Origin of the sequence: Streptomyces sp. NPDC097595 (genome assembly GCF_044761525.1) — a bacterium.
Classification (GTDB): Bacteria; Actinomycetota; Actinomycetes; order Streptomycetales; family Streptomycetaceae; genus Streptomyces; species Streptomyces drozdowiczii_A.
In genome coordinates this window covers 499,315-524,450 of record NZ_JBIWCN010000001.1, presented here as the reverse complement: position 1 = coordinate 524,450, position 25,136 = coordinate 499,315, and the positions used below count along the sequence as shown (strand labels likewise).

Sequence of the window (25,136 nt, the reverse complement as noted above, 5' to 3'; positions counted from 1 at the left end):
CCCCCACGTGATGGCCATGCCCCCACTTGTCATATGCATGACGCATCACATGTCCCCGTCCCGCACGGGAAGGAACGTTCATGAACTCCCCCCACCTGACCAGGCGTCTCCTGGTCCCCGCTCTCTCCGTACTCGCCCTGGTCGCCACGACGTCCGGCCTCGCGTCGGGCGCCCCCAGGCAGCCGGAAGGGGTCTCCGCCGCCGCGACGACGTTCTCCGACGAGTTCGACGGTGCGGCCGGTTCGGCCGTGGACGGCAGTAAGTGGCAGATCGAGACCGGCGACAACGTCGACAACCACGAGCGGCAGTACTACACCTCCGGCAACAACAACGCCGCCCTAGACGGCCAGGGCCACCTGGTCATCACCGCCCGCAAGGAGAACCCCTCCAACTACCAGTGCTGGTACGGCACCTGCGAGTACACCTCCGCGCGTCTGAACACCTCCGGCAAGTTCACCCAAACCTACGGGCATGTCGAGGCGCGCATGAAGATCCCGCGCGGACAGGGCATGTGGCCCGCCTTCTGGATGCTCGGCGACGACATCGGGCAGGTCGGCTGGCCCAACTCGGGTGAGATCGACATCATGGAGAACGTCGGCTTCGAACCCGACACCGTGCACGGCACCCTGCACGGCCCGGGCTACTCCGGCTCCGGCGGCATCGGCGCCGGCTACACCCTGCCGAACGGCCAGGCGTTCGCCGACGACTTCCACACCTTCGCCATCGACTGGGCCCCCGACTCCATCACCTGGTCGGTCGACGGAAACGTGTACCAGCACCGCACCCCGGCCGACACCAACGGCAACGCCTGGGTGTTCAACAAGCCGTTCTTCCTCATCCTCAACCTGGCGGTCGGCGGCTACTGGCCCGGCGACCCCGACGGCAACACCGCCTTCCCCAGCGAACTCGTCGTCGACCACGTCCGCGTCACCACCAGCGACAGCGCACCGCCGGCCTGATCACCGGCCTGATCACGGAGGTCCCGCCGGGCGCACGCCCGGCGGGACCTCCGCCGCTCTCAGCGCGCCTACCCCCGGTACGTCTCCAGCAGCCTCAGCCACACCTCGCTGATCGTCGGGTACGACGGGACCACGTGCCACAAGCGGTCGATGGGGATCTCGCCCGCGACCGCCATCGTCGCCGAGTGGAGCAGTTCGCCGATGCCGGGGCCGACGAAGGTGACGCCCAGCAGGACTTCGCGGTCGAGGTCCACGATCATGCGGGCGCGGCCCCGGTAGCCGTCCGCGTACAGCCCGGACCCGGCCACGGAGGCGAGGTCGTAGTCGACGGCGCGGACCCGGTGGCCGGCTTGTTCCGCCTCGGCCAGGGAGAGGCCCACCGACGCGGCCTCCGGGTCGGTGAAGACGACCTGCGGGACGGCCGCGTGGTCGGCGGTCGCCGCGTGGGCGCCCCAGCGGGCGGTGTCCAGCGGCTTGTCCTGTGCGCGGGCCCCGATCGCGTCGCCGGTGATGCGGGCCTGGTACTTGCCCTGGTGGGTCAGGAGCGCGCGGTGGTTGACGTCGCCGGCGGCGTAGAGCCAGTCCGTGCCCTCGACCCGGCAGGTGTCGTCGACGGTGAGCCAGGAGCCGGATTCCAGGCCGACCGTCTCCAGGCCCAGGTCGTCGGTGCGCGGGGCGCGGCCGGTGGCGAAGAGGACCTCGTCGGCCTCCACGCTCCCGCCGTCGTCGAGCTCCACGGTGACCGGGCCGTCGCCGCCCGCGCGGCGTACGGCGGTGGCCGAGACACCGGTACGGATCTCCGCTCCGGCCTCGGTCAGCGCCTCGGCGACCAGCTCCCCGGCGAACGGCTCCATCCGGGGCAGCAGCCCCTCGCCGCGTACGAGCATGGTGACCTTCGCACCGAGCGCGTTCCACACGGTGGCCATCTCCACACCGACGACTCCCCCGCCGACCACGACGAGTCGGCCGGGGACCTCCTTGGCGCTCGTCGCCTCGCGGCTGGTCCAGGGGCGGGCGTCCTCGATACCGGGGAGGCCGGGCACCACGGCCCTGCTGCCCGTGCAGACGGCGACGGCGTGCCGGGCGGTGAGCCGGTGTTCCGTGCCGTCCGGCGCGGTGACGGTGACCTGCTTGGGGCCGGTCAGCCGGCCGTGGCCGCGGAAGATGTCGGCCCCGATCCCGTCGAGCCAGGCGGCCTGGCCGTCGTCCTTCCAGTGCGAGGTGTACTCGTCGCGGTGGGCGAGGACGGCGGCGGCGTCCAGCGGTCCCTGGACGGCACCGCTCAGCCCCGGCACGCGGCGGGCGTCGGCGCGGGCGACGACGGGGCGCAGGAGCGCCTTGCTCGGCATGCACGCCCAGTAGGAGCACTCACCGCCGATCAGTTCCGACTCGACCACGGCGGTGGTCAGCCCGGCGGCCCGGGCCCGGTCCGCCACGTTCTCACCCACCGGACCCGCTCCGATGACCACGACGTCGTACGCGACAGGCTCCGCTCCATGTGTCATGCGGCCCATTCTGTCCGGGGGTGTGGGCGTCGGCCACATGGGCAGGCACGGAATAGCACGAGATCGGGCACCGTTGACCCGGACACGTCTCATACGGGCACAGGAAGAGGTAGCAACGCATGAGCACCGTAGAGCTCACCAAGGAAAACTTCGACCAGGTCGTCAGCGACAACGAGTTCGTCCTGATCGACTTCTGGGCTTCCTGGTGCGGCCCGTGCCGGCAGTTCGCCCCGGTGTACGACGCGGCGTCCGAGCGCCACGCTGACCTGGTCTTCGCCAAGGTCGACACGGAGGCGCAGCAGGAGCTGGCGGCCGCCTTCGACATCCGGTCGATCCCCACGCTGATGATCGTCCGGGACAACGTGGCGGTCTTCGCGCAGCCCGGCGCGCTGCCGGAGGCGGCCCTGGAGGACGTCATCGGCCAGGCCAGGAAGCTGGACATGGACGAGGTCCGCAAGGCCGTCGAGGCCGAGCAGCAGAAGGGCAAGGCGGAGGGGCAGCAGTAGGGCCGCCGCCCCTCCCTTCCCCGGCGGGCGGCCTCAGGTGCCCGTGCCGCGCTCCGTGACACGGGCCGAGAGCCCGTACGCGAGTTCCGAGCCGTCGACGAGCAGGCCCTCGACGGTCTTGGTGCCGGGGTCGATGTCCGCCACCATGCCGTCGCCCGCGTACCGGGGGTAGCCGGTCTCGCCCGTCTCACCCGTGGCGGTGACCAGGGCCGACCGGATGGCGGCGCCCGGTCCCCCGCCGTCGGAGCCCCTGGCCGCCGCACCCCTGACGCTGGCCCCCGTCGCGCCTTCTCCGGCCGCGGGGGCCTTGTCGTCGGTGAACTCGGGGACGATGAGGATTTCGTAGCTGTGTGGATCGCTCATGGTCATGACGCTAGGCACGGGTGGTGCGCAGCGCACGTCGTCGGGCCGGTTCAGCTGGATTCCCGACGTACGGCGCGGGCGCGCAGCAGGTCGTGCCGTTCCGGCGGGGTCCTGGGGTGCCGGACGAGCCGGTCCACCAGGTCGGCCAGCGGCTGGGCGGTCGCCAGCTCCATCCGTACGCTGCTGAGCCTCGGCCGCAGCAGCCGCCCGAGCATCGAGTCGTCGGCGCCCACCACGGCGGCCTCGGCGGGTATCGCGATCCCGGCGTCCTGGAGCGCCCGCATCAGGAGCATCGCGAAGGTGTCGTCGTACGCGAAGACGGCGTCCAGGCCGAGCGCGGGCCAGCGGGCGGCCAGGGACGCGGCCGACTCCTCCTCGTAGCGCAGCGGCAGCACCTCGATGCGGGCGCCGCCCTTCAGCGCGGCCTCCCGGGCGCCGGCCAGGCGCGGGGCGGCGAAGAGCGCGGTGGCGGGGTCCTCGGGCATCACCACGCCGATGCGGCGCCGGCCGCGTTCCAGCAGATGGCGCACCGCGCAGCCGCCGACCTCCCGCTGATCCATGATCAGGGCGTGGGCGCCCTCCACCGGGTGCGGGCCCAGGGTGATGACGGCCTTGGCTCCGGAGCGCCGGAGTACGGCCGTGCCGCGCGGGGCGAGGGGAACGGAGCCGGGCACGATGACGGCGGCGGGGCGCAGTTCCGCCCAGGCGCGGGCGGCGTCGTCGGCGCCGAGGCCGAGCGAGCCGTACTGGACCACCGTGTAGTCGAGGCGCCGTAGCCCCGCCTCCAGGTCGCGCAGGAAGCGCAGGTGCAGCGGGCCGGTCGGCAGGTTGCCGGTGGGCAGCAGCACCATCCGGGAGTGACCGGCGCGCAGGGTGCGGGCGGCGGCGTGGGGTACGTAGCCGAGTTCGTCGGCGGCCTCCCGTACCCGGCGGCGGGTCTGATCGCTGATCCGCACCTGCGCGTTGTTGTTGAGGACGTAGGACACGGTGGCCCGGGAGACGCCGGCGAGCCGCGCCACATCGGCGCTGGTCGGGACGGGGCCTTCGGCGGGCTGATCGGGTAACTGGCTCATGGCTCCGGGCAGTCTTCCAGACCGCCGCGACACACCGGCGCGCAGGCCGGGCGGGGGCAGCGCCTAGGGTGTGGCGATGACGATCCAGCACCGCGACAGTTACGACGAGCCGGCCGCCTTCCCGGGCCGGACCGGTTCCACAGCCACCGCCCAGGCCGATCCGCGCGAGGTGGGGCAGGTCCGCACCTCGTACGCCCCCGACCGGGACGGCGCCCCCGACCCCGGGGAGATCGTCTGGACCTGGGTGCCGTTCGAGGAGAACGACGGGCGCGGCAAGGACCGGCCGGTCCTGGTCGTGGCGCGGGAGGCGAAGGGCACGCTGCTGGCCGTGCAGCTGTCCAGCAAGCAGCACGACCTGGAGCGGGAGTGGGTGGCGCTGGGCGCGGGCCCCTGGGACAGCTCGGGGCGTCCGTCCTGGGTGGACCTGGACCGGGTCCTGCGGGTCCACGAGGACGGGATGCGGCGCGAGGCGTGCGCCCTGGACCGGGCCAGGTTCGACCTGGTCGTCGAGCGGCTGAGGGAGCGTTACGGCTGGGCGTGAGGGCTCCCGGCGGGACCGGCCCTCACCCTCGACTTCAGGGTGAGGGTCAGCCCCGGGCGGCGAACACCCGGTTGAACGCCACTCGGGTGGGCGAATCGTCGTCGCGGCCGAGGATGCCGAAGACGACCTCCTCGAAGTGGCCCGCGAACCGGCCCTCCCCGGTGAGCAGCGCACGGAAGGCCCCGGCCACCACCGCCGGGTCGTTCTGGAACACGCCGCAGCCCCAGGCGCCCAGGACCAGCCGGCGGTAGCCGTTCACCGCAGCGACCTCCAGCACCCGTTCGGCCCGGGACGCCAGCGCGGCCGGGATGCGGTGCGCCTCCTGCGGGGTCCGGGCGCGGATGACGCCGGCGTTGGGGGCCGGTGAGGTGAGGAAACCGGCCGTGTACGGGGCGTCGAGCAGCCGGCCGCGGTCGTCGCGGAAGACCGGCACGCCGGGCGAGTGGATGACCCGGTCGGTGTAGAACGCGTCGCGTTCGGCGCGGTGATGGGCGTAGAAGCCGGGCGCCCGCAGCAGCGAGGCGTACAGCGCGGAGCCCCGGCACAGGGCCTCTTCCTGCGCCTGGGCGCCGTTGAGGTAGCCGCCGCCGGGGTTGCGGGCGGAGGCGTAGTTCAGGACGGCGACCTCGCCGGGGCGTTCGCGGGTCAGCCGGGCGGCCGCCTGGAGGCTGCTCTCACCGGTGACCTCGATGACCGGGGTCCGGTCCCGGTCCGCGGCCACCGGAACCGGCTCGGGGCCGTACAGCCGCGTACCCGCCAGGGCGGCCGCCACACCCTTCTCGATGCTGATGTCGCGGCCGTTTCCGGCGCGGTAGGAACCCGCCCGGACGATGGCTTCCGTTTCGCGCGCGATTCCGCGCAGCCGGGCGCTCATGAGCCCTCCCCCTTATGGTGCATACGGGGCATGGTCGGCGTTCTTCTCCCGGACACGCAATCGAATTTCCGGCGAAGAAGGCACTCTTGTGCGATGCCTCAGCAGCGGTTTGGGTAGGACGGACGCACCGGAACAAGGAGGCCCGGCATGTCATCCGAGACACCCGGCGGCCATGGTCCGCCACCCGGTCAGACCCCGCCCCTCGGTGAGGGCGAGGCGGAGGATTTACTGCGCGGCATCTGTTTCAAGACGGGGCCGCCGCGCGCGGTGGGCGTCGAGCTGGAATGGCTCCTGCACGACCGTGACCAACCGCACCGCACCGTCCCGCCCCACCTGCTGGAGGCGGCCGCAACGGCCGTCCGGGCGCTGCCCCTGAGCGCGGCGCTCACCTTCGAACCCGGCGGACAGTTGGAACTCAGCTCGCGCCCCGCCGCTTCCCTGATGGCGTGTGTCGAGGACACCGCCGCCGACCTCACCGCCGTACGTACCGCCCTCGACGGGCTGGGCCTCGCTCCGGCCGGCCTGGGCGTCGATCCCTGGCAGACCCCGCGCCGGCTCCTGCGCGAGCCCCGGTACGAGGCCATGGAGCAGGCCCTCGACCGGTGGGGCCCGGCGGGCCGCGCCATGATGTGCACCACCGCCTCCGTCCAGGTCTGCCTGGACGCCGGGGAGGAGGAGCCCGGCCCGCTCGGGTACGCGCGGCGCTGGCAGCTGGTCCATCTGCTGGGCGCCGTCCTGGTGGCGGCCTTCGCCAACTCGCCGTACCGGGCGGGCGCGCCGACCCCCTGGCGGTCCACCCGTCAGGCACTGTGGGCCGACCTGGACCCGAAGCGGACGCTGGCCCCCGACGGGCTGCTGCCGCCCCGGGACGCCTGGGCCGCGCACGTCCTGGACACCCCCGTGCTGTGCGTACGGGGCGAGGGGCCGTGGCAGGTGCCGGACGGGCTCACGTTCCGCGACTGGATCCGGTCCGGAGAGCCCGGACGGCCGGACCGGAGCGACCTCGATTACCACATCACCACGCTGTTCCCGCCGGCCCGGCCGCGCGGGCACCTGGAGCTGCGCATGATCGACGCGCAGTCCGGTGCGGACGGCTGGATCGTGCCCCTTGCCGTCACGACCGCCCTGTTCGACGACCCGGAGGCCGCGGAGACGGTGTACCGGACCGTGAAGCCGCTCGCCGAGACGGCCGGGGCGGGCGCCGCTCCGCGCAATCCGCTGTGGACCGCGGCCGCCCGCGACGGCCTGGCCGACCCGGAGCTGCGCCAGGCGGCGGACGTCTGCTTCCGGCTCGCACTGGAGGCGCTGCCCCGGCTGGGCGCGAGCGTCGCGGTACGGGACGCGGTCGCCGGCTTCCACGACCGCTATGTCGCCCGGGGCAGATGCCCGGCCGACGACCTGCGGGACCTGCTCACCACGGGCGGGGCGCGCCGCCCGGCCCATCCGAAGGGGACCTTGTCATGACCGAATCCCCCGCGCCCCCGCACGCCGGGGACGCCGAGGCGCTGCGCGAGCACGCGCTCGCCGCGCTGCTCACCGCGCGCAGGCGCACCGCGCTCCTCACCGACAGCGTGGACGACCACGAGCTGACGGCCCAGCACTCGCCGCTGATGTCGCCGCTGGTCTGGGACCTGGCGCACATCGGCAACCAGGAGGAGCTGTGGCTGCTGCGCGGTGTGGCGGGACGGGAGGCGATGCGCCCGGAGATCGACGGGCTGTACGACGCCTTCGAGCACCCGCGCGCCGCCCGTCCCTCGTTGCCGCTGCTGGCGCCCGAGGAGGCCCGCTCGTACGCCTCCGAGGTGCGCGGCAGGGCGCTGGACGTGCTGGAGTCGGCGCCGCTGGGTGACGGGCCCGCACTGGTCAGGTCCGGGTTCGCCTTCGGAATGATCGCGCAGCACGAACAGCAGCACGACGAGACGATGCTGATCACGCATCAGCTGCGGTCGGGTCCTGCCGCGCTGACGGCCCCGGAGCCGCCGCGCGCGCCGGACGACGTCGCGGCGCTGCCCGCCGAGGTCCTGGTGCCCGGCGGCCCGTTCACCATGGGCACGTCGGCCGAGCCGTGGGCCCTGGACAACGAACGCCCCGCGCACCGGCGGGACGTTCCCGGGTTCGTCATCGACACGGCCCCGGTGACGTGCGGCGCGTACCGGGCGTTCGTCGAGGACGGCGGCTACGGCGAGCAGCGCTGGTGGGCGCCCGACGGCTGGGCGATGGTCCGGGAGCACGGGCTGCGCGCCCCGCTGTTCTGGCACCGGGACGCCGGGCAGTGGCTGCGGCGGCGCTTCGGGGTGACCGAGCCGGTGCCGGACGACGAGCCGGTGGTGCACGTCAGCTGGTACGAGGCCGACGCGTTCGCGCGCTGGGCGGGCCGCAGGCTGCCGACCGAGGCGGAGTGGGAGAAGGCGGCACGCCACGATCCGGTCTCCGGGCGCTCGCGCCGCTATCCGTGGGGCGACGAGGACCCGACGCCGGAGCGGGCCAATCTGGGGCAGCGCCATCTGCGGCCCGCGCCCGCCGGTGCGTACCCGGCCGGGCGGGCGCCGTGCGGGGCGGGTCAGCTGATCGGTGACGTGTGGGAGTGGACGGCGAGCGACTTCCTGCCGTACCCGGGGTTCGCGCCGTTCCCGTACCGCGAGTACTCGGAGGTGTTCTTCGGCCCGGAGCACAAGGTGCTGCGGGGCGGCTCGTTCGCGGTGGACGCGGTGGCCTGCCGGGGCACCTTCCGCAACTGGGACCTGCCGGTCCGGCGGCAGATCTTCGCGGGGTTCCGGACCGCGAGGGACCTCTGATGTGCCGGCACCTCGCCTACCTGGGGCCGCCGGTCGCCCTGGGCGAGCTGCTGTCGCGCCCGGCACACTCCCTGGTGCGGCAGTCCTGGGAGCCCCGCCGGCAGCGCTACGGCACGGTCAACGCGGACGGCTTCGGGGTCGGCTGGTACGCGGAGGGCGACCCGGTCCCGGGCCGCTACCGCCGCCAGGGCCCCGTCTGGGGCGACCAGACCTTCGCCGACCTGGTCCGGGTGGTCCGCAGCCACGCCCTGCTCGCCGCGGTCCGGGACGCGACCGGCGCGGATCCGGACGGCGAGGCGGCCGCGGCGCCGTTCGCCGCGGACCGGGTGCTGTTCAGCCACAACGGCGCGGTGAAGGGCTGGCCCGGTTCGATGGCCTCCGTGGCGGCGACCCTGCCGCCGGCCGAACTGCTGCGGCTCGCGGCGCGCAGCGACTCCGCCCTGGTGTGGGCGCTGGTGCGGCACCGGCTGGCGGAGGGCGACGCGCTCGCGCAGGCCGTGGCGGACACCGTGCCGGAGGTGGCGGAGGCGGCGCCGGGCTCCCGGCTCAACCTGCTGCTCACCGACGGCCGCACCATCGTGGCGACCGCCTGGGGCGACACCCTGTGGCATCTCACCGAGCCCGGCCGGCACACGGTCGTCGCCTCGGAGCCGTACGACGACGATCCCCGCTGGTCCGAGGTGCCCGACCGCACCCTGCTGACCGCGACCGCCGGAGACGTCCTGCTGACCCCGCTGAAGGAGCCCCGCACGTGAAGCCCTTCCTGCTGACCCGCACCCTGCCCGAGGACGCGACGGACGCGGCGCTGCGCGCCGATGTGCTGCACGGTCTGTCCCGGCGCCCGAAGACGCTGCCGCCCAAGTGGTTCTACGACGCCCGGGGCAGCGAACTGTTCGAGGAGATCACCCGGCTCCCCGAGTACTACCCGACCCGTGCGGAGCGGGAGATCCTGATCGACCGGGCGGGCGAGATCGCCGCCGCTTCCGGCGCCCGCACCCTGGTCGAGCTGGGTTCCGGCTCGTCGGAGAAGACCCGTCATCTGCTGGACGCGCTGGCGGACCTGCACAGTTATGTGCCGGTCGACGTCAGCGAGAGCGCGTTGCGCGGGGCGGCGGAGGCTCTGATGGCGGAGCGGCCTGGGCTGTCCGTACACGCGCTGATCGCCGACTTCACGGCCGGACTCACGCTGCCGGAGACGCCCGGGCCCCGGCTGGTGGCGTTCCTCGGCGGCACCCTCGGCAATCTGCTGCCGGGTGAGCGGTCGGTGTTCCTGAAGTCGGTACGCGATCTGCTGGTGCCCGGGGACACGCTGCTGCTCGGCACGGACCTGGTGAAGGACGAGGCGGTGCTGGTCGCGGCGTACGACGACGCGGCGGGGGTGACGGCTGCGTTCAACCGTAACGTGCTGTCGGTCGTCGACCGGGAGCTGGGCGCGGACTTCGTACCGGAGGATTTCGCGCATGTGGCGCGGTGGAATCCGCGCGAGGAGTGGATCGAGATGCGGCTGCGGGCCCGCCGGTCCCTGACGGTGAAGATCCCGGAACTGGATCTGGTGGTGCCGTTCGAGGCGGGTGAGGAGCTGCGTACCGAGGTGTCCGCGAAGTTCCGCGAGGACGGGGTGCGTGGCGAACTGGCCGCGGCGGGGCTCCGGCTGGCCCACTGGTGGACGGACTCCGAGGACAGGTTCGCGCTGTCCCTGTCCACGGTGGACTGACCGTCCGCGGTACGGGTACGGGGCCGGCGGTGTCCGGTCCCGTACCCGCGCCGGGGGTCAGCTGCCGGCAAGCACCCCGGTGATCTTGTCGGAGGCGGTCTTCGCCTCGGTCGCCGGGTCACCGCCCTGGAGGACCGCCGTCATGTACGTCTTGATCGGGTTGTCGGCCTCGACCGCGGCCCACTGCGGGGAGTTGGGGGTCGCGTGGCCGCGCGTGGCGCCCTCGGCCATCGCGGCGGTGCTCTCCTCGCCCTCGATGACATGGGCCAGGGCGGGCTTGTTGGGGACGTAGCTCATCGTCTTGGCCAGGTCCTCCTGCCACTTGGCCCCGGCCAGCGCCTTGATGACCTCGTAGGCGGCGGTGCGCTGGCCGGACTTCCGGGGCACGATCAGGTCGGAACCGCCGGTGAACACCGAGCCGGGCGCCTTGGCGGTCTTGCCGGGTATCGGGAAGTAGCCGAGCTTGCCCTTGAGTTCGGGGTTCGCCTTCTCGATCAGAGTCGCCGTGCTGGGCGTGGAGATGATCTGGGCGACATTCCCCTCGGCGAACACATTGGCCTGCGGGGGCTTTTCCTCGTCGGCGTCCTTGGGCCCGTTGCCCAGTGCCTGGAGCTCGGAATAGAACTGCATGCCCTTGAGCGCGGCGGGCGTGTCGAGAGCGCCTGCCCAGTCGCCGTCCTCGTCGCCGGCGAGTTGCCCGCCCTCGTCCCAGATGAACCCGGCGAGAACGTACCAGTTCTGGCCGGGCAGATACATGCCCTGGATTCCGTCGCTGTTTAGTTTCCCGGTGTCGGCGATCCACTGCGCGCGGGTCTTCGGCGGGTTCTTGATGCCCGCGTCCTCGAAGATGTCCTTGTTGTAGATCACTACGCGGTTGGCCGCGTACCACGGGATGCCGTACTGGACGCCGCCGATGCTCCCCGGCTCGGCGAGACCGGGCAGCCAGTCCTCTCTGCCCAGGTCACGCATGGATTCGAGGGTGAGGTCGCGCAGGTTGCCGCTCTCGGCGTACTGGGCGACCTGGGTGTTGCCGACCTCGATGACGTCGGGGGTGTCCTTGCCGGCGAGCGCATCCAGGACCTTGGGGCCGATGCCGCCCCATTCCTGGATCTTGAACTCCAGTTCGACCGAGGAGTGCTCGTCCTCGTACGACTTCTTGAAACGGTCCAGGAAGTCGGCGGTAACGCTGTCCTTCATCAGCCAGATCGTCACCTTCTTGCCGCTGGAGCCGCCGGTGCCGGGGATCACGCCGCAGCCACCCAGCGCAACAGTGGAAACAAGGGCGACAGCTCCGACGAGCATGCGGTTTTTCACGATTCACCTTCTGCGGAACGGCAGGACGAAATTTGCGGACCCGGTGTGGGGGACTGCGGGCTGCGCTCGCACGGGCGTGGCTGGATTTTGGTATGGACCAATACTTTGGTCAAGCTCCGTCACGGACATGCGCGATGTCCGCGATCCCTCGCGAACCGGGCCGAGGTAGGGCACCTTGGTAGGAACGAGAGGAGTCAAACCGTGTCAAATCACACGTATCGCGTCACCGAAATCGTAGGAACCTCCCAGGAGGGCGTGGACGAGGCGATTCGCAACGGTGTCGCAAGAGCCTCGGAAACGTTGCACAATCTCGACTGGTTCGAGATCACACAGGTGCGCGGCCAGATCGAGAATGGCCGGATCGCGCACTATCAGGTCGGCCTGAAAGTGGGCTTCCGGCTCGACGAACCGAAGTGACGCGACGGCCCGTCACCCCGCGCGGGCGAGGCCGGTTCAGGTGCGCCCCTCACGCTCCTGCGCGTCCTTCAGCGCGGGCGAGGCCGAGGTCCAGCGGGCCCGCACCACGGTGAATCCGGCCAGCTCGGCGGCGTCGCAGACCAGCTCGTCGTCGTCCACGAGCATGCGCACGGTACGGTCGCGGCCGAGCCGCTCCAGGATCTCCAGCTTGGTCCTGCGCGCCGGCCGGCGGTCGTCGTCGCGCCGCATGTGCAGCCGTCCCTCGGGCAGCCCCGCACGGGCCAGCCAGGCCACGGTGTCCTTGCGGCACCGCTCCGGCCGCCCGGTGAGGTAGACGATCTCGCACTCCTCGGCAGTGCTCAGCGCCAGCCGTACGCCCTCGTCCAGCGGCGGGTCGTCCACGGCGGCGGCGAAGAAGGCGGCCCAGTTCCGGCGGCCCTCCAGGAAGTGCTGGCGGTGCGTGGTGTCGGCGAGCGTACCGTCAAGATCGAACACGGCCACCGGCCGGCTGTCGTTTCTCATGCGGCCAGCAAACCAAGCGGCGGCCCGGCCCGCCCAACCGGCACGACCACCGAGCACGGAGACCTCTCCCCCATGACCTCGCCCCACGATCCGTACGTCCGGGTCCGAGGCGCCCGCGAGCACAATCTGCGGAACGCCGACGTCGACATCCCCCGCGACACCCTCACCGTCTTCACCGGCGTCTCCGGCTCGGGCAAGTCCTCGCTGGCCTTCGGCACGATTTACGCGGAGGCCCAGCGCCGCTACTTCGAGTCCGTCGCCCCGTACGCGCGGCGGCTGATCCACCAGGTCGGCGCGCCCGCCGTCGGCGAGGTCACCGGGCTGCCGCCGGCCGTCTCGCTGGAGCAGCGCAGATCGGCGCCGGGTGCCCGGTCGTCCGTGGGCACGGTGACGACGCTGTCCAACTCGCTGCGGATGCTGTTCTCGCGGGCCGGGGACTATCCGGAGGGGGCCGAACGGCTGGACTCGGACGCCTTCTCGCCGAACACCGCCGTCGGCGCGTGCCCCCGCTGCCACGGCCTCGGCCGGGTCCACCGCACCAGCGAGGAACTGCTGGTCCCGGACCCGGACCTGTCGATCAGGGACGGTGCGATCGCCGCCTGGCCGGGGGCCTGGCAGGGCAAGAACCTGCGCGATGTGCTGGACGCGCTCGGCTACGACGTGGCCCGCCCGTGGCGGGAACTGGACCCGGCCGACCGGGAGTGGATCCTGTTCACCGACGAGCAGCCGGTGGTGACCGTCCATCCGGTGCGCGAGGCGGGACGCATCCAACGGCCCTACCAGGGCACGTACATGAGCGCGCGGCGCTATGTGATGCACACGTTCGCCGACTCGAAGAGCGCCACCCTGCGGGCGAAGGCCGAGCGCTTCCTGAGCAGCGAGCCCTGCCCGGTGTGCGGGGGCAGCAGGCTGCGGCCGGAGGCCATGGCTGTGACCTTCGCGGGGCGCACCATCGCGGAGCTCGCGGGCCTGGCGCTCACCGAACTCGCCGGTGTGCTCGCGGCGGCGGGCGGCGACGGGACCGCCCGGGTGCTGACGGCGGACCTCCTCGCCCGCATCGGGACCGTCACCGAACTGGGCCTCGGCTACCTGAGCCTGGACCGCACGGCGCCCACGCTCTCCTCCGGTGAGCTCCAGCGGCTGCGGCTGGCGACCCAGCTGCGCGCGGGGCTCTTCGGCGTGGTGTACGTCCTGGACGAGCCGTCCGCCGGCCTGCACCCGGCGGACACCGAGGCGCTGCTCGCGGTGCTGGGGCGGCTGAAGGAGGCCGGGAACACCGTCTTCGTGGTCGAGCACCAGATGGACGTGGTGCGGCGGGCGGACTGGCTCGTGGACGTCGGGCCGCTGGCCGGTGAGCACGGCGGCCGGGTGCTGCACAGCGGGCCGCCCGCCGGGCTCGCCGGGGTCGCGGAGTCGGCCACCCGGCGCTTCCTGTTCCCGGACGCGCCGCCCGCGCCGCGCGAGGTCCGCGCGCCCTCGGGGTGGCTGCGGCTGTTCGGGGTGGAGCGGCACAATGTGCGCGGGGTGGACGCGGCGTTCCCGCTGGGGGTGTTCACGGCGGTGACCGGGGTCTCCGGTTCCGGCAAGTCGACGCTGGTGGGGCAGGTGCTGGCGGGGGCGCTGGCGGACCTGCGGGGCGCCTCGGAGGACCAGGAACGGCCCGTGACCGGATACGCCCGCGCCGAGGGGCTGGACGCGGTGGACCGGCTCGTCCAGGTCGACCAGCGCCCCATCGGCCGTACGCCCCGCTCCAACCTGGCCACGTACACCGGTCTCTTCGACGTGGTGCGCAAGCTCTTCGCGGCCACGCCCCTGGCCCGGGAGCGGGGGTACCGGGCGGGTCGGTTCTCGTTCAACGTGACCGGCGGGCGGTGCGAGACGTGCCAGGGCGAGGGGTTCGTCTCGGTGGAGCTGCTGTTCCTGCCGAGCACCTACGCGCCCTGTCCGGACTGTCACGGCGCGCGGTACAACCCGGAGACGCTGGAGGTCACGCTGCGCGGGCTGAACATCGCCCAGGTGCTGGACCTGACCGTGGAGTCGGCGGCCGGGTTCTTCGCACAGACACCGGCGGCCGCGCGCAGCCTGGGGACGCTGCTGGACGTGGGGCTCGGCTATCTGCGGCTCGGGCAGCCCGCGACGGAGCTGTCCGGCGGCGAGGCGCAGCGGATCAAGCTGGCGGCGGAGCTCCAGCGGACGCGCCGGGGTCGCACGCTGTACCTCCTGGACGAGCCGACGACGGGGCTTCATCCGGCCGATGTCGAGGTGCTGATGCGGCAGTTGCACGGGCTGGTGGAGGCGGGTTCCACGGTGGTGGTCGTGGAGCACGACATGGCCGTGGTCGCGGGCGCGGACTGGGTGATCGACCTCGGTCCGGGCGGCGGTGACCGGGGCGGCCGGATCGTGGCCGAGGGGCCTCCGGTGGAGGTGGCGCGGGCGCCGGAGAGCCGCACGGCGGGGTATCTGCGGGCGACTCTGGGGCTTGCCTGAGCGGTCGATCCACCTCAACTCCGGCGCGCGTCCTACTGGTTGGCGGGCAGTGCGGGGAAGAGAAATGAAACAGTAAAGAATGTTGACAGTTATCTGGTCCATACCAATCATGGGCATGCCACACGGTCGTACGTCGCCGTGCGGCATGTGACCCCCGGCCGGGAATCACAGGAACGGGCCGCGCCCCTCACCGGGCGCGGCCGAGCCGTGCATCCGCCCGTTGTCCCACCCCGCTGGGAGCTGCCCCATGAGACGTCCAAGAACAGTCGGCGCCGTCCTGAGCGCCTTGGCCACCGCCGTCGCGTCCGCAGGTCTGGTCCTCGGATCAGGCGCCGGAGCACAGGCCGCCACCACCGCCGCCACCCCCATGCCCGCCCATGTCTTCGCCCCGTACTTCGAGGCGTGGAACGGCGACAGCCCGGCCGCGCTCGCCCAGGCGTCCGGTGCCAAGTACCTGACCATGGCCTTCATCCAGACGGAGGCGCGCGGCTCCTGCACTCCGTACTGGAACGGCGATTCGGGCATGCCGATCGCCCAGTCCGAGTTCGGCGCCGACTTCACCACGATGCGGTCGCGCGGCGGTGACGTCATCCCGTCGTTCGGCGGCTTCACCGCGGACAACACCGGCACCGAGATCGCCGACAGTTGCACGAATGTCGACTCGATCGCCGCCGCGTACGAGAAGGTCATCACGACCTACGACGTGACCCGACTCGACATGGACATCGAGGACAACTCGCTGACGAACAGCGCCGGCATCGACCGCCGCAACAAGGCGCTCAAGAAGGTCCAGGACTGGGCCGCCGCCAGTGGGCGCCCGCTCCAGATCTCGTACACCCTGCCCACCACGACCAGTGGTCTGGCGAGCAGCGGTCTCGCGGTGCTCAAGAACGCGGTGTCCAACGGCACCCAGGTCGATGTCGTCAACCTCATGACGTTCGACTACTACGACGGCGCCGCGCACGACATGGCCAAGGACACCCAGACCTCGATCACCGGTCTGAAGGGCCAACTGGCCAAGCTCTACCCGTCGAAGACCGAGGCCCAGCTCTGGGGCATGACCGGCATCATCGAGATGCCCGGCATCGACGACTACGGACCCGCCGAGACGTTCACCACGGCCAACGCGCCCGTGGTGTACGACTGGGCCGTCTCCAAGGGCGTCGGCACCCTGTCGTTCTGGGCGCTCCAGCGCGACAACGGCGGCTGCCCCGGCACCGGCGGCAGCGACACCTGCTCCGGCATCGCGCAGGACACCTGGTACTTCACGCACACCTTCGCCCCGTTCACCGGCGGCGGCAGCGGCCCGGTGACCGACGACTATTCGGTGGCCGTGACCCCCTCGTCGGCGACCGCCGAGCCGGGCAAGTCGACGACCGCCACCGTGAAGACCGCGGTGACCTCGGGCGCCGCCAAGACGGTCGCGCTGACGGCCACCGGCGCCCCGGCCGGGGTCACCGCCGCGCTCAGCCCGACCTCGGTGACGGCGGGCGGCTCCGCCACGCTGACGCTCAACGCCTCGGCGTCGGCCGCCCCCGGCACGTACACCGTCACCGTGACCGGCACCTCCGGCACCCTCAGCCACTCGGCCTCGTTCACCCTGACGGTGCCCGGTGCCGGCGGCGGCACGGGGTCCCTGGTCAACGGTGACTTCGAGACCGGTGCGCTGGGCCCGTGGACCTGCGAGTCGGGTGGCGCGGTCGTCTCCTCGCCGGTGCACGGCGGCACGCACGCGCTGTCCGTCGCGGCCACCTCGTCGCAGACCGGCGAGTGCGCCCAGACGCTCACCCTCTCCCCCAACACCAAGTACACGTTGCAGGGTTACGTCCAGGGGAACTACGCCTACCTCGGTGTCCGGGGCGGCGCGACGGCGAGCACCTGGGGCCTGTTCAGCGGCTACACCAAGCAGTCGGTGACCTTCACGACCGGTTCCAGCGGCGCGGTCACGGTCTACCTGCACGGCTGGTACGGCCAGGGCACGGTGTACGGGGACGACCTCTCCGTAACGAAGTCCTGACGCACTGAGGGCCCCGGAGGCGGGCGGCCTCCGGGGCCCTCGGCCGTGTGGCGGCTCAGCGACGGGCCTTACGGGTCGCCCGCAGCCACTCCTTGTTCATGGCCGAGATCGACGGCAGCGGGATGCCCTTGGGGCAGGCGGTGGCGCACTCACCGGTGAGCGTGCAGCCGCCGAAGCCCTCGCTGTCCATCTGCTCCACCATGTCGAGCACCCGGGTCTCCCGCTCGGGGGCGCCCTGCGGGAGCACGTTGAGGTGGTTGACCTTCGCCGAGGTGAAGAGCATCGCCGAACCGTTGGGGCAGGCCGCGACGCAGGCGCCGCAGCCGATGCACTCGGCGTGCTCGAAGGCGAAGTCGGCGTCCGGCTTCGGTACCGGCGTGGCATGCGCGTCGGGGGCCGTACCGGTGGGGGCGGAGATGTAGCCGCCGGCCTGGATGATCCGGTCGAAGGCCGAGCGGTCCACGACCAGGTCCTTGACCACCGGGAAGGCCGAGGCGCGCCAGGGCTCGATGTCAATGGTGTCGCCGTCGTCGAAGGACCGCATGTGGAGCTGGCAGGTGGTCGTTCGCTCCGGGCCGTGCGCGTCGCCGTTGATGACGAGGCTGCACGCGCCGCAGATGCCCTCGCGACAGTCGTGGTCGAAGGCGACGGGGTCGTCACCCGCGAGGATCAGCTCCTCGTTGAGGGTGTCGAGCATTTCCAGGAACGACATGTCCTGCGAGATGCCGTCCACCTCGTACGTGGACATGGCGCCGGGGGCGTCGGCGTTCTTCTGGCGCCAGACGCGCAGGGTGAGCTTCATGCGTAGCTCCGCTGAGTGGGGTGTACGTACTCGAAGACGAGGTCTTCCTTGTGCAGGACGGGGGCCTCACCGGTATCGGTGAACTCCCAGGCGGCGCCGTAGGAGAACTCCTCGTCGCGCCGGGCGGCCTCGCCGTCCGGGGTCTGGGACTCCTCGCGGAAGTGGCCGCCGCAGGACTCGGCGCGGTGCAGGGCGTCGAGGCACATGAGCTCGGCGAGCTCCAGGTAGTCCACGACGCGATTGGCCTTCTCCAGCGACTGGTTGAACTCCTCGCCGGTGCCGGGGACCTTGATGCGGCGCCAGAACTCCTCGCGGATCAGGGGGATCCGGGCGAGCGCGGTGCGCAGCCCCTCCTCGTTGCGGGCCATCCCGCAGTACTCCCACATGAGTTCGCCGATCTCGCGGTGGAAGGAGTCGGGGGTGCGGTCGCCGTCGACGGCAAGCAGCAGATGGAGCCGGTCCTCGGTCTCGGCGACGGCCTCCGCGACCTCGGGGTGCGAGGCGTCGACCTCGTCGTGGTGCGGGTTGCGGGCGAGGTAGTCGTTGATGGTGGACGGCAGGACGAAGTAGCCGTCGGCGAGTCCCTGCATCAGCGCGGAGGCGCCGAGGCGGTTGGCGCCGTGGTCGGAGAAGTTGGCCTCGCCGATCGCGAAGAGGCCCGGGATCGTGGTCTGGAGGTCGTAGTCGACCCAGAGCCCGCCCATCGTGTAGTGCACGGCCGGGTAGATCCGCATCGGGGTCGCGTACGGGTCCTCGGCGGTGATCCGGGCGTACATGTCGAAGAGGTTGCCGTACTTCTCCTCGACCTTGGCCCGGCCCATCCGCCCGATGGCCTCGGCGAAGTCCAGGTAGACGCCCTGGCCGCCGGGTCCGACACCGCGCCCCTCGTCGCAGACGTTCTTCGCGGCGCGCGAGGCGATGTCGCGGGGCACCAGGTTGCCGAAGGAGGGGTACTGGCGCTCCAGGTAGTAGTCGCGCTCGTCCTCGGGGATCTCGTTCGCCGGCCGGGTGTCGCCCTTGGCCTTGGGCACCCAGATGCGGCCGTCGTTGCGCAGCGACTCGCTCATCAGCGTCAGCTTGGACTGGTGGTCGCCGGTGCGCGGGATGCACGTGGGGTGGATCTGGGTGAAGCAGGGGTTCGCGAAGTAGGCGCCGCGCCGGTGGGCCCGCCAGATGGCGGTGGCGTTGGAGTTCATCGCGTTGGTCGACAGGTAGAAGACGTTCCCGTAACCGCCGCTGGCGAGGACCACCGCGTCGGCGAAGTAGGTGTCGATCCGCCCGGTGATCAGGTCCCGGGCGACGATGCCGCGCGCCCGCCCGTCCACGACGATCAGGTCGAGCATTTCGGTACGGGGGTGCATCTCGACGTTGCCCGCGGCGATCTGCCGGGACAGCGCCTGGTAGGCGCCGAGGAGCAGTTGCTGTCCGGTCTGGCCGCGGGCGTAGAAGGTGCGGGAGACCTGGACACCGCCGAAGGAGCGGTTGTCGAGGAGCCCGCCGTACTCACGGGCGAAGGGGACGCCCTGCGCGACGCACTGGTCGATGATCTCGACGGAGATCTGGGCGAGCCGGTGCACGTTGGACTCGCGGGCGCGGAAGTCGCCGCCCTTGACGGTGTCGTAGAAGAGGCGGTGCACCGAGTCGCCGTCGTTGCGGTAGTTCTTCGCGGCGTTGATGCCGCCCTGCGCGGCGACCGAGTGGGCGCGGCGGGGCGAGTCCTGGAAGCAGAACTGGACGACGTGGTAGCCCTGTTCGGCCAGGGTCGCGCCGGCCGAGCCGCCGGCCAGGCCGGTGCCGACGACGATGACGGTGTGCTTGCGCCGGTTGGCGGGGTTGACCAGCTTGGCCTCGAAGCGGCGGGTGTCCCAGCGCTCGGCGACGGGGCCGGTGGGGGCCTTGGTGTCGGCGACGGGTTCGCCGGTCGTGTAGTGCGTGTAGTCGTTCATGTCAGCTCACGACTCCGGTCATGACGGCGACGGGTACGGAGATGAAGCCCACCGTCAGCACCAGCGCAAGGACGTTGGCGAGGGTCTTCAGGACGCGGTCGCGGCTCGCGCGGCCGGCGCCGAGGGTCTGCGCGGCGCTCCAGAAACCGTGCTGGATGTGCAGTCCAAGGGCGAGCATCGCGACGATGTAGATGACATTGCCGTACCAGGTGGAGAAGGTGTCGATGACGTTCTGGTACGGGTGGCCGGACTGGAAGCCGCCGGAGTGAACGGTGCCGGTCGTCAGGTCCAGGATGTGCCAGACGATGAACAGCCCGAGGACGACCCCGCCGTAGCGCATGGTGCGGGTGGCGTAGCTCGCGCGCGGCCGCTTGTGCACGTACGTGACGGGCCTCGCCCGCAGGTCGCGCCTGCTGAGCTGGTACGCGGAGACCGCGTGCAGCACCACGGCGGCGACGAGCACCACGCGCACGATCCACAGCGCCCACTCATAGTGCAGGACCGGCTCGCCCATCACCCGCAGCCAGTGCGCGTAGCCGTTGAACTCGTCGGTCCCGAAGAAGATCTTCAGGTTTCCGATCATGTGGGCGACGAGGTAGAGGAGCATGACCAGACCGCTCACGGCCATGATCGCCTTCTTGCCGACGGTCGAGTCCCAGAGCGTACGCGTCATGGACGGCCGTCGGTCCGTCCGGGTTGCCAATGCCATGAACGCGACGCTAGGCCCGGAAAGGGAATCAGTCCAACACATCGAGCAGCTGATCTCCATAGCCATCGCCTATCGAGCGGGGTAGCGTGGGGTGATGCAGTTCCAGCAGCTCATGTATTTCGTGGCCGTCGCGGAGGCCCGGCACTTCACCCGCGCCGCCGAGGAGGTGCACGTCTCGCAGCCCTCGCTCTCCCAGCAGATCCGGGCCCTGGAGAACGAACTGGGCGCCGAGCTGTTCAGCCGGGCGCGCGGGAACATCACCCTGACGGACGCGGGCGAGGCGCTGCTCCCGCTGGCCCGGCGCATCCTGGCCGACGCCGACACGGCGCGCCACGAGGTGCAGGAGCTGGCGCAGCTGCGCCGGGGCCGGGTGAGGCTGGGGGCGACGCCCAGCGTGTGCACGGGCCTGCTGCCGGAGGTGCTGCGCGCCTTCCACGACCTGCATCCAGGCATCCAGCTGCTGCTGGAGGAGGGCGGTTCGCACGATCTCGTACGGGAGCTGGCGCGCGGGGCGCTCGACCTGGCCCTGGTGGTGCTGCCGTTGCCGGCCGCGTCACCGGCGCTGACCACGGTCGAGCTGCTTCAGGAGGACCTGGTGGTCGTCTCGTCGGCGCAGCGTCCCCGGCCGGGCCGGGGCGGGCGGGTCCGGATCGCGGACCTGGAGGGCCAGCCGATGGTGATGTTCCGGCACGGCTACGACCTGCGGGAGCTGACGGTGGCCGCCTGCCGGGCGGAGGGCTTCGAGCCGTCGTTCACGGTGGAGGGCGGCGAGATGGACGCGGTGCTCGGCTTCGTCCGCGCGGGCCTGGGCATCGCGGTCGTCCCGAACATGGTCGCGGCCCGGTCCGGGGCCGACCTGCGGGCGACCCCGCTGGCCCGGCCCGGGCTGCGCCGCACCATCGCGCTGGCGCACCGCAGCGACGTGGCCCCGCCGCGCGCGGCCCGCGAGCTCCAGCGGGTCCTGCTGGCGGGGCGGGCGGACACCGGGACCCCGTGAGGGGGCGCGGCGTCCGCCCGGCTCACACCGCGTCGGCCAGCAGCAGCGAGTGGATGCGGTCCGGGGCGCCGGGGCGGGCGTAGTACCAGCCCTGGGCCGTGTCGCAGCCCAGCTGCCTCAGCTGCTCGGCCTGGGCGCCCGTCTCCACGCCCTCCACGGTGACCGCCAGGTCGAGGCTGTGCGCGAGCGAGACGATCCCCTCCACGATCTTCAGGTCGACCGGGTCCGCCGGATGGTGCTGCATTCCCTGGGTGAAGGACCGGTCCAGCTTCAGGACGCTCACCGGAAGCCTGCGCAGGTTCGCGAGGTTGGAGTATCCGGTGCCGAAGTCGTCCAGGGCGATGTCGACGCCCATCTCGGCGAGCTGGCGCAGCGGCTTCAGCACGTCCTCGTCGGCCCCGATGAGCGCCGACTCGGTGACCTCCAGGCAGAGCGCGCCCGCTTCGAGCCCGGAGCGCTCCAGGACCTCGACGGTCTCCGCGACCAGCTGCGGGTGGTGCAGCTGGGCCGGTGAGAGGTTGACGTTGATCCGCAGCGGGCCGCCGTCGGTGTGCCGCTCCTGCCAGAAGTTGGCCTGCCGGACCGATTCCTCCAGGACCCAGCGGCCGAGCGGCACGATGAGCCCGGTGTGCTCGGCCAGCGCGATGAACCGGTCGGGCCCCAGCACCCCGTGCTGCGGGTGGCACCAGCGCACCAGGGCCTCGGCGCCGTGCACCGTACCGTCGCCGAGGTGCACGAGCGGCTGGTACTCGATGAAGAACTCGCCGCGTTCCAGGGCGGCCGGCAGTGCCGTGGTGAGACCGTGCCGGGTGATGGCCCGGGCGTCCGCCTCCGCGTCGGCGAGCTCGAAGCGGTTGCCGCCCGCGGACTTGGCCCGGTACATGGTGATGTCGGCGCTGCGCAGCACCTCGGCGGCGCTGCGCTCCCCGGCGGGGCCCTCCACGACCCCGATCGAGCCGCGGACCGTCAGCTCGCGCCCGTCCAGCCGGATGGGCGTGCCGAGGACACTGAGGATGCGGCAGGCGAGTTCGTCCACCTCGGCGGGGCTGTCGAAGCTCGTCGTGAGCGCCACGAACTCGTCGCCGCCGAGCCGGGCGACCATCTCGCCGGAGGCGGTCGCACAGCTCTGGAGGCGGTCCGCGACCTCCACGAGCAACCGGTCGCCCGCGGCGTGGCCGAGGCTGTCGTTGATCGCCTTGAAGCCGTCCAGGTCCAGGTAGCAGAGACCGAAACGGCTGCCGTCGCCCGCTGAGAGCGCTTTCTCCAGGCGCTCGAAGAAGAGCGTCCGGTTGGGCAGGCCGGTGAGCGCGTCGTGGGTCGCCTCGTAGCGCAGGCGGAGGTTGAGCAGACGACGCTCGGTGGTGTCCTCCAGCAGCGCCAGCTGGTACTCGGGCCGGCCCTCGGAGTCGCGGAGCAGCGACACCGTCAGGTTGGTCCACAGGACGGTGCCGTCGTTGCGGTAGTACGGCTTCTCGACCCGGTAGTGCTCGCGTTCGCCGCGTACCAGCTCGTTGTAGTACTTCCAGACCTGCGGGGAGTCCTCGGGGTGGACCCACTCGTTGACCCGGTGGCTCAGGACGTGGTTCTCCAGGCCGCCGAACATCCGGGTGAGGGTGTCGTTGACCTCCAGCACATTGCCGTCGAGGTCGGCGATCCCGATGCCGATGGCCGCGTCCTTGAAGACGGCGCGGAAGCGGGCCTCGGTGGCGTGCAGGGCCTGTTCGGCGTGCGAGCGGGCGGCGAGCGCCGAGCGGGCGATGGCCTCCTGCTCGGCCAGCGTCCGTTCACGCAGGGCCTGGGTGAAGCCGGCGGCCACCGCGTGCTGGATGCGGGCGCAGCGGGACCGGCTGTCCTCGGTGGTGAGGGCCACCGGTCCGTTGCTGCCGCAGTAGAGCACCAGGTACGAGTCGACGACGCCGAGCGTGGAGCTGAGCGCGTCGGGGTCGGTGCAGTGGGCGACGACGAGCGCGCCGCCGACCCCGGACGCCGTGGCCGGGTCGAACGGGCGGGCGTGCAGGGCGTCGCTGAGCGTGCGGGCCAGCGGCAGCAGGTGCTGCTCGAACTCGGGCCGGGTCAGGGAGGTGGCCGTCGACGGGAAGATGGCCCGGCTCCAGATGGTGGCGAACCTCCGGAGCCGGTCCTCGGGGCCGTCGGGCGCCGCGTCCGGGGCTCCGGACGGCTGGGCGGGAATGCTCACGCCTTGCGTCCCACTCCCGCGATGCCCGAGAAGGCGTACGGGTCCTCGTTCTCGGGGGCCGCGGTGCTCTCGGGGCGCCATTCCGGCATCGCGACGAGGCCGGGCTCGACCAGCTCGAAGCCGTCGAAGAAGCCGGCGACCTCCTCGCGGGTGCGCATGACCAGCGGGTTGCGGATGTTCCGGTACACGCCGACCGTGCCGCCCGCCTCCTCGCGGGGCAGTGGAATTCCCTCGTACGCGGCATGGGTGACGACCAGGAGGCTGCCGGGCGCCAGCATGTCGCGGAGTGCCGCGACGGCGGCGCGCGGGTCGTCGGCGTCCTCGATGAAGTGCAGGACGGCCACGAGCAGCAAGGCCACGGGGCGGTCGAAGTCCAGGAGTTTGGCGACTTCGGGGCTGTCCCGGATCTCCTGGGGGCGGCGCAGGTCGGCCGAGGAGATCGTGGCGCCGGCGTTGCCTTCGAGGACGGCCTGGCTGTGCGCGACGGCGACCGGGTCGTGGTCGACGTAGGCGACCTTGGCGGCCGGATCGATCGCCTGGGCGACCTCGTGGACATTGCCGAAGGTGGGTATCCCGGAACCGATGTCGAGGAACTGGGTGACGCCCTCGCCCAGCGCGTAGCGCACGGCCCTCCGCATAAACGCCCGGTTCGCCTGCATCGCCTTGGGAAGTCCCGGCATGAACTCCATGGCCTTCCGGGCCGCTTCCCGGTCCACCTCGAAATTGTGCGAGCCGCCCAGATAGAAGTCATACATTCGGGACACGCTCGGCACCGAAATGTCTATGCCTTGCGGTGCCCAGGCGGGACGCTCCATCGATGTCTCCAACAAGTCGCCACGGCGATCCGGCCATGTCCATGGTCAGTGTGGACCAGAGGCTACTGATCGACCGCCAAGAGAGCGAGCGGAAACGGAAATTAGCCGTCCGTTATTGGTCACACTCCCATGGCATGTGCAACCGCCTCGTCGCTGCCCGTCACATTCGCCGAACGAGAGGGATCAAATAGTTCACTCCCGGACTACTTTGGCACGTCAGTGAAGTCGGAGTCGCCGAAGGCCGGGCACCATGTCCCGGGAGGCGCTTGGACGTTGGCCTTCAGGGGCCGGAAGCCCTCGGGGCCGGACGAGGGCGTCCGGGCTCCGGCGGACCGACTCGCGTCCCCCCGTCACCGGCCCAAGGCCGGGAATGCGCGGGACCGGTGACACATCCTTTGGCGTCATTCCCGCGGAGAGGGTCGACAATCGGCCATTTCCGGAGACCGGAGACCGGCACGCCCCTGTTCCATTTCATCCCCGCCAAACCCCGCGCACCCCAGGTCCCCTCCATCAGGCGAATCCGCAGGGGGTCCGGCGTGCCGCCGCACGGCCCGGAACATGCTCCCGGTCGTGTACGGATCAC

At 71.7% G+C, this 25,136-nt stretch carries 22 protein-coding genes; 11 read left to right on the top strand and 11 right to left on the bottom strand.

The window, feature by feature from the left end; translation table 11 throughout:
* Positions 1–80: 80 nt before the first annotated feature.
* A complete protein-coding gene (locus ACIQZN_RS02290) occupies positions 81–959 on the top strand; it encodes a family 16 glycosylhydrolase (protein WP_403987151.1) in 879 nt (292 codons plus the stop codon).
* 68 nt (positions 960–1,027) lie between these two features.
* Here ACIQZN_RS02290 and ACIQZN_RS02285 read toward each other — a convergent pair whose 3' ends face one another.
* Entirely contained in the window at positions 1,028–2,464 is a 1,437-nt protein-coding gene (locus tag ACIQZN_RS02285) for a dihydrolipoyl dehydrogenase family protein (protein WP_403987148.1), read from the bottom strand.
* Positions 2,465–2,583: 119 nt separating this feature from the next.
* Here ACIQZN_RS02285 and trxA point away from each other — a divergent pair, with 119 nt between their 5' ends.
* On the top strand, positions 2,584–2,970 hold the full coding sequence (gene trxA / locus ACIQZN_RS02280) for a thioredoxin (protein ID WP_403987145.1): 387 nt from the start codon (positions 2,584–2,586) through the stop codon (positions 2,968–2,970).
* Positions 2,971–3,003: 33 nt separating this feature from the next.
* Here the strand turns inward: trxA and ACIQZN_RS02275 are convergent, their stop codons facing one another.
* Both ACIQZN_RS02275 and ACIQZN_RS02270 read right to left on the bottom strand, forming a co-directional pair.
* Complete coding sequence (locus ACIQZN_RS02275; RefSeq protein ID WP_403987142.1) at positions 3,004–3,339, bottom strand: hypothetical protein; 336 nt, start codon at positions 3,337–3,339, stop codon at positions 3,004–3,006.
* Positions 3,340–3,383: 44 nt separating this feature from the next.
* On the bottom strand, positions 3,384–4,406 hold the full coding sequence (locus ACIQZN_RS02270; RefSeq protein ID WP_403987139.1) for a LacI family DNA-binding transcriptional regulator: 1,023 nt from the start codon (positions 4,404–4,406) through the stop codon (positions 3,384–3,386).
* A gap of 76 nt (positions 4,407–4,482) precedes the next feature.
* Between ACIQZN_RS02270 and ACIQZN_RS02265 the strand changes: the two genes are divergently transcribed.
* Entirely contained in the window at positions 4,483–4,947 is a 465-nt protein-coding gene (locus ACIQZN_RS02265) for a type II toxin-antitoxin system PemK/MazF family toxin (RefSeq protein ID WP_403987136.1), read from the top strand.
* Positions 4,948–4,993: 46 nt separating this feature from the next.
* Here ACIQZN_RS02265 and ACIQZN_RS02260 read toward each other — a convergent pair whose 3' ends face one another.
* Positions 4,994–5,821, bottom strand: coding sequence for a TIGR02452 family protein (locus tag ACIQZN_RS02260; protein WP_403987133.1), 828 nt, complete (start codon positions 5,819–5,821; stop codon positions 4,994–4,996).
* 147 nt (positions 5,822–5,968) lie between these two features.
* Here ACIQZN_RS02260 and egtA point away from each other — a divergent pair, with 147 nt between their 5' ends.
* The 4 genes from egtA to egtD are packed head-to-tail and all read left to right on the top strand — an operon-like array spanning position 5,969 to position 10,330.
* Complete coding sequence (egtA, locus tag ACIQZN_RS02255; RefSeq protein ID WP_403987130.1) at positions 5,969–7,285, top strand: ergothioneine biosynthesis glutamate--cysteine ligase EgtA; 1,317 nt, start codon at positions 5,969–5,971, stop codon at positions 7,283–7,285.
* Positions 7,282–8,616, top strand: coding sequence for an ergothioneine biosynthesis protein EgtB (gene egtB / locus ACIQZN_RS02250; protein WP_403987128.1), 1,335 nt, complete (start codon positions 7,282–7,284; stop codon positions 8,614–8,616). Before egtA ends, egtB begins: the two co-directional genes overlap by 4 nt.
* Positions 8,616–9,371, top strand: a complete 756-nt coding sequence (gene egtC, locus ACIQZN_RS02245; protein ID WP_403987125.1) for an ergothioneine biosynthesis protein EgtC — start codon at positions 8,616–8,618, stop codon at positions 9,369–9,371. The genes egtB and egtC overlap by 1 nt, the downstream gene beginning before the upstream one ends.
* A complete protein-coding gene (gene egtD, locus ACIQZN_RS02240; RefSeq protein ID WP_403987122.1) occupies positions 9,368–10,330 on the top strand; it encodes an L-histidine N(alpha)-methyltransferase in 963 nt (320 codons plus the stop codon). Before egtC ends, egtD begins: the two co-directional genes overlap by 4 nt.
* Before the next feature lie 57 nt (positions 10,331–10,387).
* Here the strand turns inward: egtD and ACIQZN_RS02235 are convergent, their stop codons facing one another.
* Positions 10,388–11,644 (bottom strand): extracellular solute-binding protein, encoded by a 1,257-nt coding sequence (locus tag ACIQZN_RS02235; RefSeq protein WP_403987119.1) that lies wholly within the window; start codon positions 11,642–11,644, stop codon positions 10,388–10,390.
* Between the two features lie 201 nt (positions 11,645–11,845).
* On the opposite strand from ACIQZN_RS02235, the gene ACIQZN_RS02230 reads away from it, so the two are divergent.
* Positions 11,846–12,061, top strand: coding sequence for a dodecin (locus tag ACIQZN_RS02230; protein WP_403987116.1), 216 nt, complete (start codon positions 11,846–11,848; stop codon positions 12,059–12,061).
* Positions 12,062–12,097: 36 nt separating this feature from the next.
* Here ACIQZN_RS02230 and ACIQZN_RS02225 read toward each other — a convergent pair whose 3' ends face one another.
* Complete coding sequence (locus tag ACIQZN_RS02225) at positions 12,098–12,583, bottom strand: hypothetical protein (RefSeq protein WP_403987113.1); 486 nt, start codon at positions 12,581–12,583, stop codon at positions 12,098–12,100.
* Between the two features lie 72 nt (positions 12,584–12,655).
* Between ACIQZN_RS02225 and ACIQZN_RS02220 the strand changes: the two genes are divergently transcribed.
* Both ACIQZN_RS02220 and ACIQZN_RS02215 read left to right on the top strand, forming a co-directional pair.
* On the top strand, positions 12,656–15,070 hold the full coding sequence (locus tag ACIQZN_RS02220; RefSeq protein ID WP_403987110.1) for an ABC transporter: 2,415 nt from the start codon (positions 12,656–12,658) through the stop codon (positions 15,068–15,070).
* Between the two features lie 247 nt (positions 15,071–15,317).
* On the top strand, positions 15,318–17,087 hold the full coding sequence (locus tag ACIQZN_RS02215; RefSeq protein WP_403987103.1) for a glycosyl hydrolase family 18 protein: 1,770 nt from the start codon (positions 15,318–15,320) through the stop codon (positions 17,085–17,087).
* A 55-nt stretch (positions 17,088–17,142) separates the two neighbouring features.
* On the opposite strand, the gene ACIQZN_RS02210 is transcribed toward ACIQZN_RS02215, so the two are convergent.
* The 3 genes from ACIQZN_RS02210 to ACIQZN_RS02200 are packed head-to-tail and all read right to left on the bottom strand — an operon-like array spanning position 17,143 to position 20,544.
* A complete protein-coding gene (locus tag ACIQZN_RS02210) occupies positions 17,143–17,889 on the bottom strand; it encodes a succinate dehydrogenase/fumarate reductase iron-sulfur subunit (RefSeq protein WP_361021012.1) in 747 nt (248 codons plus the stop codon).
* Positions 17,886–19,835, bottom strand: coding sequence for a fumarate reductase/succinate dehydrogenase flavoprotein subunit (locus tag ACIQZN_RS02205; RefSeq protein ID WP_403987099.1), 1,950 nt, complete (start codon positions 19,833–19,835; stop codon positions 17,886–17,888). The genes ACIQZN_RS02210 and ACIQZN_RS02205 overlap by 4 nt, the downstream gene beginning before the upstream one ends.
* Before the next feature lies 1 nt (position 19,836).
* Positions 19,837–20,544 carry a succinate dehydrogenase gene (locus ACIQZN_RS02200; protein WP_403987096.1) on the bottom strand — a complete coding sequence of 236 codons (708 nt, stop codon included), beginning with the start codon at positions 20,542–20,544 and terminating at the stop codon, positions 19,837–19,839.
* 94 nt (positions 20,545–20,638) lie between these two features.
* Here ACIQZN_RS02200 and ACIQZN_RS02195 point away from each other — a divergent pair, with 94 nt between their 5' ends.
* Positions 20,639–21,541 (top strand): LysR family transcriptional regulator, encoded by a 903-nt coding sequence (locus tag ACIQZN_RS02195; RefSeq protein ID WP_403987093.1) that lies wholly within the window; start codon positions 20,639–20,641, stop codon positions 21,539–21,541.
* Positions 21,542–21,563: 22 nt separating this feature from the next.
* Here the strand turns inward: ACIQZN_RS02195 and ACIQZN_RS02190 are convergent, their stop codons facing one another.
* On the bottom strand, positions 21,564–23,738 hold the full coding sequence (locus tag ACIQZN_RS02190) for a putative bifunctional diguanylate cyclase/phosphodiesterase (protein ID WP_403987090.1): 2,175 nt from the start codon (positions 23,736–23,738) through the stop codon (positions 21,564–21,566).
* Positions 23,735–24,553, bottom strand: coding sequence for an SAM-dependent methyltransferase (locus ACIQZN_RS02185; RefSeq protein WP_403987087.1), 819 nt, complete (start codon positions 24,551–24,553; stop codon positions 23,735–23,737). The genes ACIQZN_RS02190 and ACIQZN_RS02185 overlap by 4 nt, the downstream gene beginning before the upstream one ends.
* Positions 24,554–25,136: the final 583 nt, after the last annotated feature.

Bases quoted from the DNA above. Each gene is read 5' to 3' on its own strand.
- ACIQZN_RS02290 (WP_403987151.1), top strand. From the start codon at position 81: ATGAACTCCCCCCACCTGACCAGGCGTCTCCTGGTCCCCGCTCTCTCC.
- ACIQZN_RS02285 (WP_403987148.1), bottom strand. From the start codon at position 2,464: ATGACACATGGAGCGGAGCCTGTCGCGTACGACGTCGTGGTCATCGGA.
- trxA (WP_403987145.1), top strand. From the start codon at position 2,584: ATGAGCACCGTAGAGCTCACCAAGGAAAACTTCGACCAGGTCGTCAGC.
- ACIQZN_RS02275 (WP_403987142.1), bottom strand. From the start codon at position 3,339: ATGACCATGAGCGATCCACACAGCTACGAAATCCTCATCGTCCCCGAG.
- ACIQZN_RS02270 (WP_403987139.1), bottom strand. From the start codon at position 4,406: ATGAGCCAGTTACCCGATCAGCCCGCCGAAGGCCCCGTCCCGACCAGC.
- ACIQZN_RS02265 (WP_403987136.1), top strand. From the start codon at position 4,483: ATGACGATCCAGCACCGCGACAGTTACGACGAGCCGGCCGCCTTCCCG.
- ACIQZN_RS02260 (WP_403987133.1), bottom strand. From the start codon at position 5,821: ATGAGCGCCCGGCTGCGCGGAATCGCGCGCGAAACGGAAGCCATCGTC.
- egtA (WP_403987130.1), top strand. From the start codon at position 5,969: ATGTCATCCGAGACACCCGGCGGCCATGGTCCGCCACCCGGTCAGACC.
- egtB (WP_403987128.1), top strand. From the start codon at position 7,282: ATGACCGAATCCCCCGCGCCCCCGCACGCCGGGGACGCCGAGGCGCTG.
- egtC (WP_403987125.1), top strand. From the start codon at position 8,616: ATGTGCCGGCACCTCGCCTACCTGGGGCCGCCGGTCGCCCTGGGCGAG.
- ACIQZN_RS02225 (WP_403987113.1), bottom strand. From the start codon at position 12,583: ATGAGAAACGACAGCCGGCCGGTGGCCGTGTTCGATCTTGACGGTACG.
- ACIQZN_RS02220 (WP_403987110.1), top strand. From the start codon at position 12,656: ATGACCTCGCCCCACGATCCGTACGTCCGGGTCCGAGGCGCCCGCGAG.
- ACIQZN_RS02215 (WP_403987103.1), top strand. From the start codon at position 15,318: ATGAGACGTCCAAGAACAGTCGGCGCCGTCCTGAGCGCCTTGGCCACC.
- ACIQZN_RS02210 (WP_361021012.1), bottom strand. From the start codon at position 17,889: ATGAAGCTCACCCTGCGCGTCTGGCGCCAGAAGAACGCCGACGCCCCC.
- ACIQZN_RS02205 (WP_403987099.1), bottom strand. From the start codon at position 19,835: ATGAACGACTACACGCACTACACGACCGGCGAACCCGTCGCCGACACC.
- ACIQZN_RS02200 (WP_403987096.1), bottom strand. From the start codon at position 20,544: ATGGCATTGGCAACCCGGACGGACCGACGGCCGTCCATGACGCGTACG.
- ACIQZN_RS02195 (WP_403987093.1), top strand. From the start codon at position 20,639: ATGCAGTTCCAGCAGCTCATGTATTTCGTGGCCGTCGCGGAGGCCCGG.
- ACIQZN_RS02185 (WP_403987087.1), bottom strand. From the start codon at position 24,553: ATGGAGCGTCCCGCCTGGGCACCGCAAGGCATAGACATTTCGGTGCCG.